Origin of the sequence: Halarchaeum salinum (assembly GCF_039520965.1) — an archaeon.
Classification (GTDB): domain Archaea; phylum Halobacteriota; class Halobacteria; order Halobacteriales; family Halobacteriaceae; genus Halarchaeum; species Halarchaeum salinum.
The window spans coordinates 85,973-105,147 of record NZ_BAAABL010000044.1 but is presented as its reverse complement, the minus strand read 5'-3'; the positions used below and the strand labels follow the sequence as shown (position 1 = coordinate 105,147).

16 protein-coding genes are annotated in these 19,175 nt (G+C 67.9%); 10 read left to right on the top strand and 6 right to left on the bottom strand.

Annotated features, from left to right (window positions below; translation table 11 throughout):
• Positions 1 to 138 precede the first annotated feature (138 nt).
• The gene (locus ABDZ36_RS08410) at positions 139 to 1,629 is read left to right on the top strand and encodes an aldehyde dehydrogenase family protein (RefSeq protein WP_211311995.1); all 1,491 of its coding nucleotides are present in this window, start codon (positions 139 to 141) and stop codon (positions 1,627 to 1,629) included.
• 228 nt (positions 1,630 to 1,857) lie between these two features.
• Here the strand turns inward: ABDZ36_RS08410 and ABDZ36_RS08405 are convergent, their stop codons facing one another.
• Positions 1,858 to 2,496, bottom strand: coding sequence for an NAD(P)-dependent oxidoreductase (locus ABDZ36_RS08405; RefSeq protein WP_211311994.1), 639 nt, complete (start codon positions 2,494 to 2,496; stop codon positions 1,858 to 1,860).
• A 117-nt stretch (positions 2,497 to 2,613) separates the two neighbouring features.
• Here ABDZ36_RS08405 and ABDZ36_RS08400 point away from each other — a divergent pair, with 117 nt between their 5' ends.
• Entirely contained in the window at positions 2,614 to 3,618 is a 1,005-nt protein-coding gene (locus ABDZ36_RS08400) for an ABC transporter ATP-binding protein (protein WP_211311993.1), read from the top strand.
• Positions 3,618 to 4,502 carry an ABC transporter permease gene (locus ABDZ36_RS08395; RefSeq protein ID WP_211311992.1) on the top strand — a complete coding sequence of 295 codons (885 nt, stop codon included), beginning with the start codon at positions 3,618 to 3,620 and terminating at the stop codon, positions 4,500 to 4,502. Before ABDZ36_RS08400 ends, ABDZ36_RS08395 begins: the two co-directional genes overlap by 1 nt.
• Positions 4,503 to 4,506: 4 nt before the next feature.
• On the opposite strand, the gene ABDZ36_RS08390 is transcribed toward ABDZ36_RS08395, so the two are convergent.
• Complete coding sequence (locus tag ABDZ36_RS08390) at positions 4,507 to 5,115, bottom strand: nitroreductase family protein (protein WP_211311991.1); 609 nt, start codon at positions 5,113 to 5,115, stop codon at positions 4,507 to 4,509.
• A gap of 295 nt (positions 5,116 to 5,410) precedes the next feature.
• Here ABDZ36_RS08390 and ABDZ36_RS08385 point away from each other — a divergent pair, with 295 nt between their 5' ends.
• Entirely contained in the window at positions 5,411 to 7,027 is a 1,617-nt protein-coding gene (locus ABDZ36_RS08385; RefSeq protein ID WP_211311990.1) for a hypothetical protein, read from the top strand.
• A gap of 60 nt (positions 7,028 to 7,087) precedes the next feature.
• Here ABDZ36_RS08385 and ABDZ36_RS08380 read toward each other — a convergent pair whose 3' ends face one another.
• Positions 7,088 to 8,140: a phytoene/squalene synthase family protein gene (locus ABDZ36_RS08380; protein ID WP_211311989.1), complete on the bottom strand. Its 1,053-nt coding sequence runs from the start codon at positions 8,138 to 8,140 to the stop codon at positions 7,088 to 7,090.
• A gap of 249 nt (positions 8,141 to 8,389) precedes the next feature.
• On the opposite strand from ABDZ36_RS08380, the gene ABDZ36_RS08375 reads away from it, so the two are divergent.
• Complete coding sequence (locus ABDZ36_RS08375; protein ID WP_211311988.1) at positions 8,390 to 9,826, top strand: MATE family efflux transporter; 1,437 nt, start codon at positions 8,390 to 8,392, stop codon at positions 9,824 to 9,826.
• An 84-nt stretch (positions 9,827 to 9,910) separates the two neighbouring features.
• Here the strand turns inward: ABDZ36_RS08375 and ABDZ36_RS08370 are convergent, their stop codons facing one another.
• The 3 genes from ABDZ36_RS08370 to ABDZ36_RS08360 all read right to left on the bottom strand — a co-directional run bounded on the left by ABDZ36_RS08370 (position 9,911) and on the right by ABDZ36_RS08360 (position 12,555).
• On the bottom strand, positions 9,911 to 10,492 hold the full coding sequence (locus ABDZ36_RS08370; protein ID WP_211311987.1) for a HalX domain-containing protein: 582 nt from the start codon (positions 10,490 to 10,492) through the stop codon (positions 9,911 to 9,913).
• Positions 10,493 to 10,802: 310 nt separating this feature from the next.
• On the bottom strand, positions 10,803 to 12,341 hold the full coding sequence (gene arcD, locus ABDZ36_RS08365; protein WP_211311986.1) for an arginine/ornithine antiporter ArcD: 1,539 nt from the start codon (positions 12,339 to 12,341) through the stop codon (positions 10,803 to 10,805).
• Positions 12,342 to 12,426: 85 nt separating this feature from the next.
• Complete coding sequence (locus ABDZ36_RS08360; protein ID WP_343749273.1) at positions 12,427 to 12,555, bottom strand: hypothetical protein; 129 nt, start codon at positions 12,553 to 12,555, stop codon at positions 12,427 to 12,429.
• A gap of 175 nt (positions 12,556 to 12,730) precedes the next feature.
• Between ABDZ36_RS08360 and ABDZ36_RS08355 the strand changes: the two genes are divergently transcribed.
• The 5 genes from ABDZ36_RS08355 to ABDZ36_RS08335 all read left to right on the top strand — a co-directional run bounded on the left by ABDZ36_RS08355 (position 12,731) and on the right by ABDZ36_RS08335 (position 18,541).
• The gene (locus ABDZ36_RS08355) at positions 12,731 to 13,678 is read left to right on the top strand and encodes a transcription initiation factor IIB (RefSeq protein ID WP_211311985.1); all 948 of its coding nucleotides are present in this window, start codon (positions 12,731 to 12,733) and stop codon (positions 13,676 to 13,678) included.
• 67 nt (positions 13,679 to 13,745) lie between these two features.
• Positions 13,746 to 14,174 carry a hypothetical protein gene (locus ABDZ36_RS08350; protein ID WP_211311984.1) on the top strand — a complete coding sequence of 143 codons (429 nt, stop codon included), beginning with the start codon at positions 13,746 to 13,748 and terminating at the stop codon, positions 14,172 to 14,174.
• 64 nt (positions 14,175 to 14,238) lie between these two features.
• Entirely contained in the window at positions 14,239 to 16,380 is a 2,142-nt protein-coding gene (locus ABDZ36_RS08345; protein WP_211311983.1) for an alpha/beta fold hydrolase, read from the top strand.
• Between the two features lie 53 nt (positions 16,381 to 16,433).
• A complete protein-coding gene (locus ABDZ36_RS08340; RefSeq protein ID WP_211311982.1) occupies positions 16,434 to 17,606 on the top strand; it encodes an ABC transporter substrate-binding protein in 1,173 nt (390 codons plus the stop codon).
• Positions 17,603 to 18,541: an FAD-dependent oxidoreductase gene (locus ABDZ36_RS08335; protein WP_211311981.1), complete on the top strand. Its 939-nt coding sequence runs from the start codon at positions 17,603 to 17,605 to the stop codon at positions 18,539 to 18,541. Before ABDZ36_RS08340 ends, ABDZ36_RS08335 begins: the two co-directional genes overlap by 4 nt.
• Positions 18,542 to 19,175: the final 634 nt, after the last annotated feature.

Sequence of the window (19,175 nt, the reverse complement as noted above, 5' to 3'; positions counted from 1 at the left end):
CGTTGAAACAGGAAGCCCCACCCTCAAGCGCGAGCCGTCAGGCGAGCGGTAGGGTGGGGTAGTTCACTGGTTGCTAATCGGTAACACCTTCCCCCTTCCGCCCCCCTTTTAGGTGGTAGACCGTAGAAATGGAGTACGATGTCGACCGACGTATCCATCGACGCGGAGTGGGACGAGCTCTATATCGACGGTGAATGGCGGGCCAGCGAGAGCGGCGAAACGATCGACGTCGAGGACCCCTCGACGCGCGAAGTCGTCACCGAGGTCGCCGCCGCGACCGAATCGGACGTCGACGCGGCGTACGAGGCCGCCGCGGCCGCCCAAGCGGAGTGGGCCGACGCGCCGCCCGCACGGCGACAGGCGGTCATCGAGCAGTTCGACGAGGCCCTCCACGAGCACAGCGATGAGATCATCGACCTCCTCGCTCACGAGGTCGGCGGATCGGCGATCATGGGAGAGACGTCCATCCAGATCGCCGGCGACCACGCGAGCGAGGCCGCGACGCTGCCGCGCCGGATGAAGGGCGAACACGCCGCCTCTAACATCCCCGGCAAGGAGAACATCGTCCAGCGTGGCCCGAAGGGCGTCGTCACCGTCATCTCGCCGTGGAACTTCCCGCTGAACCTCTCGATGCGCGCCGTCGCACCCGCGCTCGCCGCGGGTAACGCGGTCGTCCTCAAACCCTCGACCGAATCGCCGATCACCGGCGGGCTCCTCTTCGCGAAGCTCTTCGAGGAGACCGACCTCCCCGAAGGCCTGCTGAACGTCGTCACCGGCCGTGGCTCCGCCATCGGTGATCGGGTTGCCTCCCACCCCGAGAGTGATGTCGTCTCCTTCACCGGAAGCACCGAAGTCGGTCAGCACGTCGCCGGTCTCGCGGGCGAGAACCTCGCCGTTCCCGCCATGGAGCTCGGCGGGAACAATGCCTTCGTCGTCACCGACGACGCCGACCTCGATCGCGCGCTCGACGGCGCGACGTTCGGCTCGTTCGTCCATCAGGGTCAGGTCTGTATCAGTATCAACCGCCACATCGTCCACGAGGACGTCTACGACGAGTACGTCGAACGCCTCGTCGAGCGCGCCGAATCGCTCCCGTTCGGGAGCGCACACGACCCCGAGACGATCGTCGGCCCGATCGTCAACGAGAGCCAGCGCGACCAGATGCTCGACTACGTTGAGCGGACGGTCGAGCAGGGCGCGACGCTCGAAACCGGCGGCGAGACAGCCGCCCTCGACGGCGTCGCGGACTCGCTCGTCGTGAAGCCGACGGTGCTCTCCGGCGTCACCAACGAGATGGCGGCGGCGTGCAACGAGCACTTCGGGCCCATCGCCCCCGTCATCCCCTTCAGCGACGTCGACGAGGCCGTCGAACTCGCCAACGACACCGAGTACGGCCTCTCCGGTGCGGTTCATTCAGGCGACCTCGAAGTCGCAAAGGACATCGCCGACCGGATGGAGACCGGGAACGTCCACATCAACGACCAGCCGATCAACGACGAGGCCCACGTCCCCTTCAGCGGCACGGGCGCGTCCGGCCTCGGAACCTACAACAGCGACGCCTTCCTCCACGAGATCACCGAGACGAAATGGATCTCGATCCAGCACGACGCCCGCGACTATCCCTTCTAGTCGACCTTTTACTGTGAGCGCGCGAAGCGCGCTCTGGTAAAAGCTCGACCAAAAGCCCGTCGCGACCCCCGGGGTTCGCTTGGGCCCGAGCGCTCCGCGCTCGGTGGGAAACGGAATGCACCGCACCGCCCCGAACCGGCGCACCGCTCCGCATCGTCTCGAACTGCTTCCTCGCTCCACATCGCCTCTCCGTCTTCGACCGCGATTCGCCGCCTCGTTTCCGCTCGTTCAGTAGCCAGTCGCGAGATACGTGTGGACGCCCTGCGGCTCTTCGAGTTCGTCGACGAGCGCGAGCGCGAAGTCCTCCATCGAGATGTAGCTCTCGCCCTCCTCGTCGGTGACGAGTTCGCCCTCCGCGGTGCGGTAGTCGCCGGTGCGCTCGCCGGGTTCGATGAGCGCGGCCGGGGCGAGATACGTCCAGTCGAGGTCGTCGGCCTCGCGGAGGATGTCGAGCGCGTCGATCGCGGCGCTCGCGACCGGCTTCCACTCCTCGGGGAACTCCGGCGTCTCGATGAGCGGCGTGCCGTCGCCGGCGTCGAGGCCACCCGCACCACCGGTCCAGACGAGTCGCATGACGTCCGCGCGGCGCGCCCCGTCGATCGCGGCGCGCATCATCTCCGAGAGGATCTCGGGCTCTTCGCCGTCGCTCGGGCCGAGCGTGGACGCGATCGCGTCGTGGCCCGTGGCGAGTTTCGTGACGTCGTTCGCGTCGGTCGCGTCGCCGGCGACCGCGACGAAGTCCGGATCGTCGATGTCGTCGATCCTGCCGCTCCGTGAGACCCCGGTGACGCGATGCCCGCGTGCGAGGAGTTCGTCCGCGACCCGGTGACCGATCCGTCCACTCGCGCCAAGGAGGAGTACGTCCATCTCGGCTGTTCCCTCCACGTCCGCCCGTATAGCGCTTTGCCAAACGGCCGTCACCGCGGGTTTCGAACCTCGCAGGACGGCGCAGTCTTTACCAGATTGAACGACGATCTAACGATCGTGAGCGCTATCGACGCGGAGCATCTCCGATTGACGTACGCGGACGGGACGGAGGCCGTCGCCGACGTCTCGTTGACCATCGACGAGGGCGAGTTCTTCGGCTTCCTCGGCGCGAACGGTGCCGGGAAGACGACCACGATCAAGATGCTGGTGACGCTGCTCCGGCCGACCGATGGCTCCGTGCGCGTCGCCGGCCACGACGTGACCGACGACCCGCGTGCCGTCCGCGCGTCCATCGGCTACATGGCCCAGGAGACGAGCATCGACGAGGAGCTCACCGCCCGCGAGAACATCCGATACGCCTGCGAGGCCTACGGCGTCCCGAAAGACGCGCGCGCCGATCGCATCGATCAGCTGCTCGACCTGGTCGATCTGGCCGACGTCGCGGACAAGCAGGCGAAGGGGTTCTCCGGTGGGATGCAAAAACGCCTCGACGTGGCGAGCGCGCTCGTCCACGAGCCGCCGATCGTCTTCCTCGACGAGCCGACGACCGGCCTCGACCCGAAGGCCAGAAACCGCCTCTGGGACTACTTCCGGCGGATCAACGAGCGCGGGACGACGGTCTTTCTCACCACGCAGTATCTGGAGGAGGCCGACCAGCTCTGCGAGCGCATCGGCGTCATCATGGACGGCGAAATCGAGGTCACCGGCTCGCCCGCCGAGCTGAAGTCGCTCGTCGGCGGTGACGTCCTCGAAGTCGAGTTCGACGAGCCGAGCGACGACGATCTCGAACGCGCCCGCGGGGTCGCCCTCGACTCGGCGCTCGTTGACGACCCCGCCGCCGTCGATTGTACCGAATCGGGGCTGGTCGTCACGTCCGATGCGGCTCGGCGTCATGGGACGGACCTGCTCGTCGCGCTCCGCGAGGCCGGCCTGACGATCGTCGGGTTCAACGTGCGGAGCCCGACGCTCGACGATGTCTTCCTCACCATCACGGGTGAGGCGTACGACGCCGGGGATGAGCGGCCCGCCGAGACGGACGCGACCGCCGTGGAGGGGGCGTAGTGAGCGCTGATCCCGCGTCGCGGACGACGGGCAACGACTTCCTCACGGATACCTGGGTGAACCTCAAACGCTGGATGTTGAAGACGACCCGGAACCCGTTCGTGATGACGTTCTCCCTCCTCAACCCGATCATGTTCCTCGTGCTGTTCACGCAGGTATTCGGCGGGGTCGTGGGGAGCGCGATCGGCAGCGACACCGGCGGTGGCGCGAGCTACGTCGCCTATCTCGTGCCGGCCATCGCCATTCAGGTCGCGCTCATCGGTGCGACCTCGTCCGGCATCGGGCTCGTCGAGGACATCGAGAGCGGGATGTTCGAGAAGGCGCTCGTCTCCCCGATGCACCGGGGGGCGATCTTTCTCGGGAAGTCACTCTCCGAGGTGTTGCGCATCGTCGTCCAGGTCTGCATCATCCTCGCGGTCGGCTTCCCGATGTTCCTCCTCGATGGTGGCTCTGCCGGGAACTACATCCAGACCGGACTGCTCGGCGCGCTCGGCATCGTTTGCGTCGGCGTCGTCTTCGCCGTCTGGTTCACGGCACTCTCGAACATCGTCGCGCTCGTCACACGCGATCAGGAGTCGACGATGATCGGCGTCAACATCCTCCAGTTTCCGTTGCTCTTCCTGTCGAGTGCCTTCCTTCCGCTCGACGCCCTTCCCGGGTGGGTGCAGGTCGTCGCTGCGCTCAACCCCGTTACGTACGGCGTGAACGCGGCACGCGCGATCATGTTCGGCCGCGACGTCGCGACGCCGATCGACGTCACAGCCTTCGGCGGCCTGTGGGACACGCTCGTTCCCGCGCTCGCCGTGCTCGTCGCGCTCGACGTCGTCCTCGGCGCGATCGCGGTTCGATACATCTCGCGGGCGACGAGTGCTGACGTGCGCTGAGCGCTCAGAATCCGCCGCGGCTGACGATCTCGTCGAGCGGCTTCCGGCCCTTCGGGGCTTCCTGCTCGCGGAGGTCCTCGGGAAGCGAGTCGGTGGGCGCGCGCTCGCCGATCGCGATCATCGCCTCCACGTCGTACGACGCCGGCGCGTCGAGCCGCTCGGCCGCCGCCTCGTGGTCGAAGCCGCCCATCGGGTGGACGACCAGCCCGCGGCGCGTCCCCTCCAGCGCGAGGTTCTCCCACGCCGCGCCCGCGTCGAAGCTGTGCGCGGACAGAGTATGGCCCTCCCCGTCCGTCGTCTTGGAGAAGAGGACGGCGAGCACTGCCGCGTCGGCCGCCCACGACCGGTTGAAGTCGTGGAGGAGATCGACGAACGTCTCCCACTCGTCGTCCCCGCGCGCGGCGTACGCGAAGCGCCACGGCTGGCTGTTTCGTGACGACGGGGCCCAGCGTGCGGCCTCGAACAGCGGGCGGTACGCCGACTCGTCGAGCGGCTCGCCGGTCATCGCGCGTGGCGACCAGCGATTGACGAACAGCGGGCCGACGTCCTCGCTCGGCTCGCGGTGCGCGGCGACCTCGTCAGTGAGCGACTGCGATGGATCGGTGTCTTCCATATCGCGGCGTAGCGCGCACGCCGGCATACGGCCTTCGGCTCCGGCGAGGCGGGTCGTGTTCCGGTCGAACGACTCGGGCCGGCGTTTTATTGAGCAGGACGCGTCCGCGCCGAGATATCGATGACGAGATATATACGCTCGGACGCGAACAACTCGGACGTATGCTTCGCCCTCCACGAACGCTCGCCCGGTGTGGCACGTATCGCGGGCGGGACGCCTATCGTGTTCGATCCGGCGTCGTCGCCGGCACGCGGACCGCTCCAACGGCCACGCGACCCGCACGGGGTGATCGGCGATGAGCTCGCAGGACCCGGATCCGTTCAGCATCGAGAGCGACGTCGAGCGCTGGCAGGTCGTCGCGGGCGCGGTCGTCGCCGTCGTGCTCGGGATCCTCAACTTCCCGGCCGTTCACGGCGCGCTCTACGGGCTCTTCGTCGGGACGCCGGCGCTCCTCCAGTGGGCCGCCGTCGCACTCGTTGTCGGTGCGATCGGCTATCGCCGGCGGAGTCGCCCGCTCGTGATGGCCGCCGTCGCGGTCTTCGTCGTTCTCGGTCTCTTCGCGGGGCCGATCGTTGGCGGCATCTACGCCCACGAGGACGTCGCCGACAGCATGGGGAACGAGGCGACGCAGCTCGACACGCTCCCGAACACCTCGACGGAGAACGTCCGGATGCTCCCGCGGAGCGTCGCGGACAACTACGCCCAGTCGTCGATGCAGTACCCCCAATACCGGCTCACGGGCTCGGACATCACGTACCGCAACGGGACCTACGAGTGGTCGTACGGCATCGTCCCCGACGCCTTCCTCGTCTCCGTCCTCGGGAATCAGCGCGGCGCGATGTACGTGAACATGACGACGACGAACAAGGACATCGCCACCGAGGAGACGCGCTTTACGAACGGGCGCGGGCAGCTCTTCTTCGACTCCTATCGCTATCAGAGCGTCCTCAGCGCGCCGCTCGAACGCCACGCTTGGGACACGACGTTCAACGCCCGCGCGAATGGGACGAGCTACATCGCCCATGCGACGACGACGTACGAGTGGAAGGTCCGGCTCTTCCCGCTCCCACAACTCTACGCCGTCCCGCAGTTCGGTGGCGTCGAGGTGATGCGCCCAAGCGGCTCGATTAGCCACCTGTCCCCCGAACAGGCCGACGAGTCGGCGCTCCTCCGCGGGCAGAACGTCTACCCCTACTCGCTGACGACGTATCGCGTCCAGTCGATGCAGTACGTCCACGGCGCGCTCAACAAGTGGTTCTGGAAGGAGGACGTCCTCAAGGTCGCGACCCTCCCGGAAGGCGGGAACGAATGGCCGCTCGTCGTCCCCACGGACACGGACAACGGGCTGACGTACTTCGTCGCGACCGAACCGACCGGGAGCGGCAACGGCGTCTATCAGATCTGGACGTTCGACGGGCAGACGGGCGATGTCGGCGTCCAGCAGTACGACGACGCCCAGATCGGCCCGCAGCGCGCGATCGACTTCGTCTCGCGCAACCCCGAAGTGAACCGCCTCTCGAACGCGCAGGCGGTCTCGCCGATCCCGATCGTGAAGGACGACGCCCTCTACTGGCACGTAAAGGTCGTCCCGCGCAGCGACTCGGGCGTCACCTACACGGCGTTCGTGAACGCCGGGACGGGCGACGTCACGATCCTCGAAGGCGACGACCCTGTCTACGCCTTCTTGACGAAGGCCGAGGTCGCGGCCATCGAGAACGAGACGAGCGGACAGTCCGGCCCGTCGGCAAGTGACACGACGGTCCGCGTCGTCGTCACGGACGCGAACGGGACGATCACCGGCACGCAGAACATCACCGTCCCCGAGGGCGGCGACGTGCAGGTGACTGTCGCGAATGACGCGCCCGGTAGCGCGAGCGCTGACGGCAACGCGACGGCTACCCGGTCCGGCTGAGCGCGCTGACAGCCCGATAGTCGACGATCCACGGCCGACGACGTGTGCCGCGTTTTCCAGTTATCCGTCGTACTCGTGGAGCGGCCGGCGCTCGATCCGTGATCGGAGGGCGCTCAGCGACGGCGCTGTCTCGGCGTCGAACTGCGCGCAGATAGCGGCGACTTCCGCGTGCGAGATTTTCACGTTCCCCTCGGTGACGACGTCCTCGGGTCGCGCCTTGAGCTCGCGGATCGTTCCGACGGCGAGTAAGTAGGGGATCGCCCACGCCGCGATGGTGTTGCCGCGCGTCTCCGGCATCGCGGTAAGCCACGTCTTCGCGCCGTCGAGGTACTCCTCCGCGCGTTCGGTAACGCGTTCGATCACGGGCGCGATCGCGTCGCTGCGCGCCGGGTCGGCGAGCGACGCCGGGGAGACGTCGTGGGCGTCGAGGAGTTCGGTCGGAAGGTAGACGTTGTTCTCGTCCTCGATGTCGCGCGCGGCGTCCTTCGCGACGTTGACCAACTGGAGCACCATCGCGAACGCCGTCGCGTTCTCCTCTAACGGCGTCCTCGTCGCCCGCGGTGCGCCGCGCGAGACGAGTCCCGTCACGAGCTCGCCGACCGTGCCGGCGGCGTACCAGCAGTACTCCTCGAGCTCGTCGAGGGTCCGGATCCGGAGCCCGCCCGCGTCCGCGTACCGCTCGACGAACATAGCCATGCCCTCGGTGAGTTCGCGGACGGCGGGCCGGATCGTCTCGCGTGATTCGGCGTCGAGCTCGCGGAAGACGCCGACGATACGGGGGGCGTTCGCCACGACCGTCCAGTCCTCGTCGGGGTCGTCGGGGACCCATTCGTCTACCGCCTCGCGAAACCGCTCGATTTCGACCGGTTCGTCGGGATCGAGCGCCCGACTGTACCGTTCGAGCAACTCCGATTGTGCCGCCGGATGGACGTGGTTTGCGTCCTCGACCGTGTCGGCGACGCGACAGAGGAGGTAGCCGACGCAGATTTCGCGCGCCATCGGCTCGTCGAGTTCCTCGATCGTCAGGCTGAACGTACGGGATACACCGTGCACGGCCTCGTAACACCACGCGACGTCGTCTGCTGGCGACCGGTTGGGGCGGTTCGGCGGCATTCGTTCGGACAGAGACGCCCTCCGAAGAAAAATGAGCGGGGTCTTCGACCGACCAACTGGCGACGCTTTGCCCCGTGTCGTCGCTCACCACGGAAGACCTTTGACTGATTAGTCAGTAAATATCGAGTAGATGCGTGACGATCACGGTCTCGGGAGGGCGATACCGCCGTCGGGGTGCGGACGCAGCGGACGGACGGTGTGCCGCCGACGCGGTCCGTCCGCGCCCACGGCGTGGGAGGTGGGGTACTGATGGGCCTCCGCGACCGGATCGAGGGGCTGTTCAAGGGGCCCGAGGAGTTCGACCTGACGAGCGGCGGGATCGCCAAGCCGCTGTTCTTCCTCTCGCTTCCGATCGTCATCACGAACCTCTTCCAGACCGCCTACAACCTCGCCGACACCTTCTGGCTCGGCCAGTACAGTACCGACGCGCTGGCGGCGATCAGCTTCGCGTTCCCGATGGTGTTCCTCCTCATCTCGCTCGGGCTCGGAATCTCCGTCGCCGGCAGCGTGCTCGTCGCCCAGTTCACCGGCGCGGGCGCGCAGGCCGAAGCCGAGTACGCTGCCTCGCAGACCGTCACGTTCGCCGTTCTCGCCTCCCTGCTCCTCGGCGGGATCGGCTACGTCTTCGTCGATGAGTTCCTCGCGATCATGGGTGCCTCGGCGGACGTCCTCCCGATGGCGACCGGCTACATGGAGTTCATCTCGCTCGGGCTCTTCTCCATGTTCGGCTTCGCCGTCTTCGTCTCTCTTATGCGCGGCTACGGCGACACCGTGACGCCGATGCTCGTCATGTTCGGTTCCGTCGTCCTCAACATCGTCATCGACCCGTTCCTCATCTTCGGCTGGGGGCCGTTCCCCGCGCTCGGGATCGAGGGGGCGGCCATCGCGACCGTGTTCTCCCGGGCGCTCGCGTTCGCCGTCGGCCTCGCGATCATGTTCCGCGGGACGCGCGGCGTCCGGATCCACCTCCGCGATATGGCTCCGGACTTCGACTACCTCCGGCGACTCGCCCGCATCGGCATCCCCGCGTCCGTCGAGGGGACGGGGCGCGCGCTCTCGATGAACCTCCTCCTGCTCATCGTCGCGTTCTTCCCCGACACCGTCGTCGCCGGCTACGGCATCGGGACGCGGGTCTTCTCCGTCGTCTTCCTGCCCGCCATCGCCGTCGCGCGCGGCGTTGAGACGATGACCGGGCAGAACATCGGCGCAGGCGAACCCGACCGCGCGGAGCGGGCCGCGACGCTCGCCGCACAGACCCTCTTCTGCGTCCTCACCGTTGCCGGAATACTGACGTGGATCTTCGCCGCTCCGATCGCGGACGTCTTCACGACCAACCCGGCGGTCGTCGACGCCGCCGCGACCTTCGTGCGGTACGTCGCGCTGACGTTCGGCTTCATGGGTGTGATGCGCGCGTACACGGGGAGCTTCCGCGGCGCTGGCAAGACGCTGACCGCCGCGGCGCTCTCCGTGCTGATGCTCGGCTTCGTCCGCTTCCCCATCGCCTGGTTCGCTTCCGGGTGGGTCGGCGAGACCGGGATCTGGCTCTCCTTCGCCGTCTCGAACGTCCTCGGCGCGCTCGTCGCCTACGCGTGGTACCGGCGCGGGGGGTGGCGCAGCGGCGACCTCACGCGCGACCGCGTCGATGTCGAGGACGCCGCGATCGAGGGCTCCTCGTCCGACGGTTGATGGCGTGTCCGGTCTCTCCGGGTCGAGCGGCGTCCGCCCGACCCCACCGTGTCCGCCGTTCCGGCGGGCCGGCGTCGTCGGTTGTCACTCGGCGGCCGAGAGGTCACGGTAGAGCGCGGACGCCCGCGTGTGGTCCTCGACGATGGCGGCCGACGGCGTGACACTCGTGCGGAGGTCGTCGAGTTCGTCGCGGAGGGTTTCGTATCGCTCGTCGTCGCGCAGCGCCGCCGGGTCGTGGGCGGCCTCAAGGGCCGCACGCCGCGACGCGAGCGCGTAGTAACGCGTCACGTCGCGCTCGTAGGTCCGCCGCTCGTCGAGGGCGTCGACCGTTTCGACGAGTCGTTCGCCGTCGACCGGCTTGACGAGGTAGTCGTCGATGTCGACGGTCGCGATCTCCAGACCGGGATTGATGCCGGTGACCGCGGCGACGAGCGCCCCGTCGGTCAGGTTATCGAGGTCGTCGAGGTAGTCGAGGCCGTCTCCGTCGGGAAGCCGGCGGTCGAGTACGACGATAGCCACGGCCGGGTCCGCAGCGTCGAGGGCGTCCGCAGCGGTGCCCGCCGTCCGGACGCTGTATCGGCTTTCGAGCCGCGTCGCGTACAGCGCCCGTAGCTCCGGATCGTCCTCCGTCACGAGCACTACGGGTGCCGTGTCATCCGCTCCCATGGGTTGGGGTATGCGTTTGGAAGGGAGGTATCTTACCCTGATATAGAATGCCTATTAAGTGTCAGAACGAGGTCGGCCCGAACACACATGACGGATGCTCGCGGATACGGGTGAATCACGGTGTGCCGCGTGTTCCCCGCCACGGTCGGCGCGACGCGCGGCGGGCGTCGGGCGGTCGCCGATAGCGGGCTACGGCGTGTGCGTGACGGTGGTCGCGTGGCGGACTGAGCGGCTGGCGGGCCGTTTGTCTGGTGGACTACCCGGACCATCGCGCGAACGTCGTGCCCGGATCGATGGGATACGTTGCGTCTCAGGCGCTGTCGCCCGCACCCGGCTCGGGCGTCTCGACGCCCTCCTTCGTGCGAATGCGCCACCCCGTAACACCCATCACGAGGAGAATCGCGGGGCTGAGGAAGCCGAAGAAGTAGTAGGGGGCGTAGCCGAGGAACTGGAGGTCGAGGAGCCCGCCGCTCCCCATGCTGACGCCGATCGGGACGACGCCGAGGACGCCGGCCATGTAGACGCCGCCGGAGTTCCACGGAACGAACGCGCTCGTGGTGGTCCCGGCGGCCTCGACGGCGCGCGAGAGGTTCGCCGATTCGAGCCCGAAATCGTCGTAGAGACCGCGATAGGTCATCCCGGGGACGACGATGCTGATGTACTGGTCTGCGGCGAGGACGTTCATCGAGAACGCGGTAACGGCCGTCGTAGCGGTGAGCGAGCCGACGCTCCGAGCGCGCGCGGCGATGGCGTGCGCGACGGCGGCGAGGACGCCCGCGCGGGTGAGCATCCCGCCGAGCGCGAGCGCCGCGAGGACGATGGTGACGACCCACGACGCGCCCGTGAGCCCTGAGGAGGAGAGGAGATTGTTGACGAGATTGGAGGCCGTGCTCGGGCTCGTTCCGCTCTGCGCGGCGGTGACGGCGGCCGTGACGGGCCCGCTGTGGAAGGCGAGGGGGTCGGTGGTGACGACGGGGCCCTCCTGGAAGACGATGGTGGTAAGGATGCCCGCGAAAACGCCGGTGCCGAGCGACGGGAGCGCGGGAACGCCGTAGAGCGCGAGCGCGAACGTGACGACGAGCGGGAGGAGGACGTAGAGACCGACGTCGTAGCTCCCGACGAGCGCGCTCCGGATGGCATCAACCTGTCCGGTGGGGATGTCGCCGCCCGCGTGGAGCCCGAGGGCGGCGTAGCCGACGAGTGCGATGAGGAACGCGATTGCGGTCCCGATGCGCATCGCGTCGACGTGCTCGAAGAGGTCGGTCTCGGTCGCGGCCGCCGCGAGGTTCGTCGTGTCGGAGAGCGGGCTCTGCTTGTCGCCGGCGTACGCCCCGGAGAGGATCGCGCCCGCGGTCATCGGCGCGGGGATGCCGAGGCCGTGCCCGATGCCGATGAAGGCGACGCCGAGCGTGCCCGCGGTCGTCCACGAAGAGCCGATGGAGAAGGCGACGACGGCGGCGAGGGCGCAGGCCGCGGGGAGGAACACCTTCGGCGTGAGGATGCCGAGGCCGTAGTACATGATCGCGGGGATGGTCCCGGCGGCGATCCACGTCGCGATGAGCGCGTAGACGATGAAGAGGATGAGTACCGCCTGCAACCCCATCGTGATGCTGTCCGCCGCGCCGTCGTAGAGCTCCCGCCAGTCGAGGTCGAACCACCGGCGCGCGCAGAGGGCGGTGAACGCGATCCCGAGGAGCAGGGGGAACTGCGGGTCGAGACCGAAGACGAGTCGTCCGGCACCAAGGAAGACGAGCATCCCGGCGACGGGGACGAGCGCCTGCGCGAGCGTTGGGCGGCGCTCCGGCGGGAGTTCCTCGTAGGAAAGCGGGTCGAAGTCGAGGTCGCTCATGGGTTCAGTTCACGCACACTCGGTAGCCGGCGCTCTTGTGCGTGTCGTCTCGGAAAAACGCTCTCCAGGTCACCGCGGGATCCGTTCAGGATCCGAACGCGAGTCCGTCCTCCACCGTCGGGTGACAGTCCGCACAGACGTGTCCGTCGAACCCGGCGTCGGTGTGTTTCCAGAGCTGTCGTGGCGAGCCACCGCAGCGATCACACGTGGGCATCGCACTCGTCACTTCTCCATTCTAGCACATAGTCGTTGCGCTCGTCCCCACCCCGTCGAAACTGTATGTGCGATATGTTCTCACACCCCTGATTCTCACGTCGTGGGAACCGGGTCGCGGTACTATGTGACAGTGCTTCGACTCACCGAACACGCGAGCGTTGGGTGACCTAACGATGCAAGCAACGACTACGGCCGCCGGCCGAGAACGTGAAGGGAACGAGACGACCACCGAGCGCGAAGACGCCTGTCCCGAATGTGGCGCTGCGCTCGAACACGACGAGACGCGCGGCGAGGTGTCGTGTCGTGCGTGTGGGCTCATCGTCGACGAGGACGTCGTCGATCGCGGCCCCGAGTGGCGCTCGTTCGAGGGCGACGACGGCGAGAACCGCTCGCGCGTCGGCGCGCCGACCACGAACCTGATGCACGATAAGGGGCTGAGCTCCGTCATCGGCTGGCAGGACAAAGACGCCTACGGGAAGCGGATCAGCGGCCGGAAACGCCGCCAGCTCGCCCGACTGCGCAAGTGGGACGAGCGCTTTCGCGCCCGCGACGACCAGGAGCGCAACCTGAAGCAGGCGCTCGGCGAGGTCGAACGGATGACGAGCGCGCTCGGGCTCCCCGAGACCGTCGGCGAGACCGCGGGCGTCGTCTACCGGCGCGCACTCGACGAGGACCTCCTCCGCGGGCGTTCCATCGAGTCGGTCGCGACCGCGAGCGTCTACGCCGCCGCGCGACAGGCCGGCGTCCCGCGCAGCCTCGATGAGGTAGCGACCGTCTCCCGGGTCGATCGCCTCCGCGTCCAACGCGCCTACCGGCAGGTGAGCCGCGACCTCGGGCTCGAAGTGCCCCCGACGGACCCACGCGAGTACGTCGAGCGCTACGCGAGCGACCTCGACCTTCCGAGCGAGACGGCACGCCGTGCCCGCGAACTCCTCGACGCCGCCATCGAGGCGAACGTCCATAGCGGCAAGAGCCCGACGACGATGGCGGGCGCGGCCGTCTACGCCGCCGCGCGCCTCACGAACCACTCGGTGACGCAGGCCGACGTGAGCGAGGTCGCGAACGTCGCCCGTGTCACCATCCGATCGCGGTACAAGGAACTCCTCGAAGCCCAAGAGTGACTGCCGTCACCGAGCGTGACGTCGCCGCACCGAACGGCCTAACCGCCCCGCCGCCGAACCTCGAGGTATGACCGGTCGTGACCTCTCGCCCGGCCGTGCCGCGGCCGCCGTTTCCGCCGCCGTCGTCGGGTTGTTCGCGCTCTACTTCGTCGCCACGACGCTCGTTCCCGACCTCTTCGGGTCGTGGCCGCGAATCGGCGTCGGTCTCGGCGTCGCCATCGCCGCCACTTGCTTCGTCGGCTGCTTCGCCGCACGAGCGCGAACCGTCGGTCCACTTCCGTGGCGCGTCGCCGACACCGCTGTCGCCGCGATCTCCGCCCTCCTCCTCGTGCAAGCGGTCTCCTTCGTCGTCAACGCCCCACTCGCCGTCACCGCCGACGGGGGCTCGCTCGCGTTCGTCCACCTCGTTCTCTGGGTCGGCGCGCTGAGTACGGTCGTGCTCGTCGGCACCGCGCTCCGCGCCGTTGGGGCCGGCCTCCCGGATCCCGCGCTGTGAGCCACTCTACGCCCCGTCGGCGTCGACCACACGCTTAATCCCGCTGCTGCTTTTCAGTGTACACATGCGCGCGTCACCGTTCGCTCCGGATCGACTCCTCGCCGGCGCGTTCGCGCTCGCGCTCGCCATCGCGACCGTCGTCGTCCTCCACGGCGACATCCACCCCTTCGTCGACGACATCCTCCGGCCGATCGCGTACGCCTCGCTCTGGGCGTTCTTGGGAATCTACGCGTTCGCGACGCTGTTCTGGACGTACGAGGTCGTCTCGTCGTGGCGCGACTACCAACCACCCGAGGCCGTCTACGACCCGGCGGACTGCCAGCTTCGCATCCTCACCGTCGACGCCGAGGCTGTCGTCCAGAAGACGGTCGACGCGCTCCCCGAGACCGTCGCGCCCGACGACAGGCACGTCATCGCCGAAGCGCCGATCGACGTCGACGGCGCGACGGTCCACGTCGTCCCCGACGACTTCGACAGTCAGGCCTCGAATAAGGGCCGTGCCCTGGAGTGGGCGCGCCTCAACGTCCCTTGTGAGCGCGAGTTCGTCCTCTTCCTCGATGAGGACTCCCACGTCCGGTCCTTTGATGGGTTTCCCGATGCCGATATCGTCCAGTTCCGCGAGTGGCCGGCGTACACGGGCTCGACGCTCGCCTTCTGGTGCGAGCTCGTCCGCATCGGCTATCAGGCAGAACAGCAGGGATTCGGCCTCCCGGGCGTCCCCCTCTACGCGTGGGGTGGGGGGATCGCGGTTCGCACGTCCCTCGAAGACGAGGTGACGTGGGAGTACCCGACGCTCATCGAGGACACCGTCTTCGTCTGGCGCGCCATCCTCGAACACGACGCCGAGTACGTCGTCACGGCGGATCGCTTCCGGAACCAAGCGCCGCCGTCGATCCGCGAACTGATCGAGCAGCGCCGTCGCTGGCTCTCCGGCGGCCTCCGCGACGAACCCGTCCTTCCGCGGCGCTACTGGGCGCTCTACGCCCTCCGGAACGTCACATGGGCGTTCTCTCCGATCACTCCCTTCCTCCTCCTGATCGTCGGCTATCTCCCCGGCTCGATGCCCGGCGTGCACCTCTATCACGTCCTCTCGTGGGCGATGTTCGCCTACGCGCTCGTCTGGTTCGTCCGCGGTTGGCGCTACTACGACGACATCGCCTATCGCCACTGGATCGCCGTCCCGCTCTACCGCTCGTCGTCGCCGTCCACTCGCTCGGCGCGGCGTGGGGGTTCGTCGACGAGCCCGACACCTTCCGCGCGACCGAGAAGCGCGCCCAGGAGCGCGACCGCGACTGAGGGCGTGGGAGCGACACGACCGCACTGTTCGTCGTTCCTCACTTTCGTTCGGCCCGACGTCGCCCGCCACTTTCGTATATCCCCACCGCCTCCTCCCGAACGTATGCCCGCACACCCGGAGCTGTTCCGACGCCGTGGCGACGTCCTCGCCGACGACCGCGGCTCGGGCTCCCCCGTCGTCTTCGCGCACGGGACGTTCATGGACCGGACGATGTTCGACCCGCAAATCGCCGAACTGACCCCGGAGTACCGCTGTCTCGCGTACGACTCCCGCGCGCGGACGGACGCCTACGCCGGCGACTACGACATCGACGATCTCGCGGCGGATTGCGTCGAACTGCTCGACGGAAAAGGGATCGACTCCTGCGTCCTCGTTGGCATGAGCGTCGGCGGCTTCACCGCGCTCCGCGTCGCGCTCGACTACCCCGACCGCGTGGACGGCCTCGTCCTGATTGATGCGCCCGCGGGCCCGACGACCGACGCGGAACGCGACACCTACGAGCGCATCGTCGCGGAGCTCCGCGAGAACGACCTCGTTCCGGGGACACTCGCCCGTCAGGTCGCAGAGCGCGTGACGAGCGAGACGACCCACAAGGAGCGCCCCGAACTCCTCGAGACGTGGGCCGAGCGCTGGGAGACCTACCCCGGCGACGCGGTCGCGAACGAGTACGAGGCGTGGTACGCGAAGGAGGGCGTCGAGGACCGCCTCGACGAGATCGATATCCCGGCGCTCGTCGTCCACGGCGAGGCGGACGTCTTCGACATCGAGCGCGCCGAACGCACCGCGGCGGCGCTTCCGGACGGCGACCTCGTGCGCGTGCCCGAGGCGGGCCACCTCTCGAACCTCGAACGCCCGGCCGCCGTGAACGACGCGCTCTCCGCGTTCGTCGCGGACGTGTACGACGACTGAGCCGAATGACGCGAACCGATGGTGATTTATCGGTTTAGGCTAGCCTAAACTACATGGCCGAACGAACGCGGACGCGACGCGACTACCTCGTCGGAACCGGTGCCCTCGTCGGCGGCGGGCTCCTCGCCGGTTGTAGCGGCGGTACGGGCGGGGAATCGACGAGCACGACGACGAGCGCGGAGTCGACCACCGAGCAGACCGGGACGAGCGAGTCCGGCGACGGCTCGTACACCGTCTCGATGGAGCCCGTCGGCGACGTAACCTTCGAGTCGGTCCCGGAGACGTGGCTCTCGTACACCGCTGACTACGCCGATATGGGCGTCGCGCTCGGGCAGGTCGACGGCCTCGAAGCCATCGGCGTCCCCGCGCGCTTCGGGACGCACTACTACGAGGGGCTGCCGGGCGTCTCCGTCGACAAGAGCTCGCTCACCCCGCTCTGGCAGGACGGTGGCACCAGCAAGGAACTCTTCTACTCGATCAACGCGGACGTCCACGTCGTCGACCCGAACTTCATGCGCAACCGCGTGCAGTGGAATCAGGGCGACGTCGACGAGATCGTCGAGAACATCGCGCCGTTCCTCGGTAACACGATCTTCACGCAGGTCTACGACTGGCACGACTACCAGTATTACTCCCTTTACGAGGCCTTCGAGAAGATGGCCGACCTCTTCGATCAGCACGCGCGCTACGAGGCCTTCAGCGCCTACACCGACGAGGTCACCGCGACCGTCGCGGAGCGGACACCCGACACCACCCCGGACATCGCGCTTCTCTACCCCGCGGGTATCCCGCCGGACTCCTTTTACCCCTACCTCATCGGCGAGGGGACGGCCTCCAAGCAGTGGCGCGAGCTTGGCGTCGACGACGCGCTCGCCGCGGCCGACGTGACCGACGCGCAGGCCGGCGGCGCGACGCTCGACTACGAGGCCCTCCTCGACATCGACCCGGATGCCATCGCCGTCCGCATCCAGGGGAACATCAGCGATCAGTACTTCCAGAATACGGTCGTCGAGCACCTGAAACAACACGAAGTCGCAAGCGAACTCAGTGCCGTCCAGAACGACCGCGTCTTCTACGCCGGCCTCACCTACCAGGGTCCGATCATCTACCTCTTCCAACTCGAGATGGCCGCGAAGGGGCTCTACCCCGACGCGTTCGACGCGGACGAGGAGCTCTTCGATCGCCAGCGCGTCGCGAACATCGTCAACGGGGAGTTCGACGCATGAGCGCAGACACCACGCGGGCTGTCGACGTCGTCGTCGTCGGTGGCGGACCGAGCGGCGCGAGCGCGGCGATCTTCGCGGCACGCTACGGCCTCGACACGCTCGTCTTCGATCGCGGCCCCGCCGCGCTCCCGCGGTCGGCATTCCTCGCTAACTACCCAGGGTTCCCCGCGGGCATCGACATCGAGACCTATCGCGGTCTCCTGCATGACCACCTCAACGAGGCGGGTGCCGACCTCGTCGCGGACACCGTCGAGATGGTCGAACACGCGGCGACGGGCGGGGACGCGAACGACGACGGTGCGATGCGCTTCGTCGTCTCCACGGCCGAGAATCGCACTGTCAGCGCGCGTCACGTCGTCGCCGCGTCGTGGTACGACGGCGACTACCTCCGCCCGCTCGTCGGCGACGAGGCCTACGAGCGCCACGAACACGACGGCGAGGAACACGAGCACTTCGACGGCGACTACCCCGACAGCGACGGCCGGACGGACGTCGAGGGCCTCTACGTCGCCGCGCCTGCCGGCCAGCGAAACGTACAGGCCGTGATCGCCGCCGGGCAGGGCGCACACGTCGCCCGATCGCTGATCAAGGACGTCCGGCTCGCGACCGGCTACCCGGCCGAACTCGCCGAGCACTACGACTGGCTGCGCTCCGCGAGCGAGTTCTCGGGCGACTGGGCGGAACGCGGGCGCTGGCGCGAGTGGTTCGACGAGCACGTCCCCGCCGAACGCGAGGGGGACGCCGACATCGCCGACCTCCGCGAGGCCTACATCGACGCCGCCTTCGAGACACGCCGCGACCCCGAAACAGTCGAGGATCTCCGCGAGCGCGCGCACGACCGTCTCCTCGAACACCTCGACGACGAGCGCATTCGGGCGTACGTCGCCGACCTCGACGAGACGGCGACGACCGCGACGGACGACGCCGACGACTGATCGGGGCACCGACGCGATCGACTGAACGCACCCTCGTCGCCAACTGAACGCACCTGCCGTCGCCGACTGGACATCCGTGCTGTCGTCGGTGGCTATCTTTAATCGAGGAGAGAATCCCGCCCTTCAGGGCGGGCGTGAATCCGGCACGGTGCGAACCAACCGCCGTCGGTTGCCCACCGAAACCCCAACGCTTAGTACATACCGTCTTGTACTCGTTATCAAGGGTTACGTCGGCTCTCGGCACTTGCGCGGGAGTAAGAGACGCGCTGAAACCAGCGTCCCGAGTATTTCGGGGCGTCGGTTCCCACGGGTCGGCTCTGCAACCGACTGCGGGGTTCGCGTCGTTCGTCAGCACGGGAACCCGGCCCACGGGCCGGGGAAGTGTGACCGGACCGACCGTGCCGCGAGGCATGACCGCTTGGGAGAGAGACGCCCCGAGAAACCGGGCGTTGATGACTCGCTTGCGGATGGGAGCGCCCGTGACAGCGTCCCCAGAACGCTTTGCGTTCTGGTGTGCGAACGAGACGCTTCGCGTCTCGTTAACGCCACAGGACGCTCCCGAGCGAGGGACGAAACCCGTCCCACCGACCTCGGGAGAGAGGGTCCTGAAACCTGCTCGGCAACAGGCCGGGTT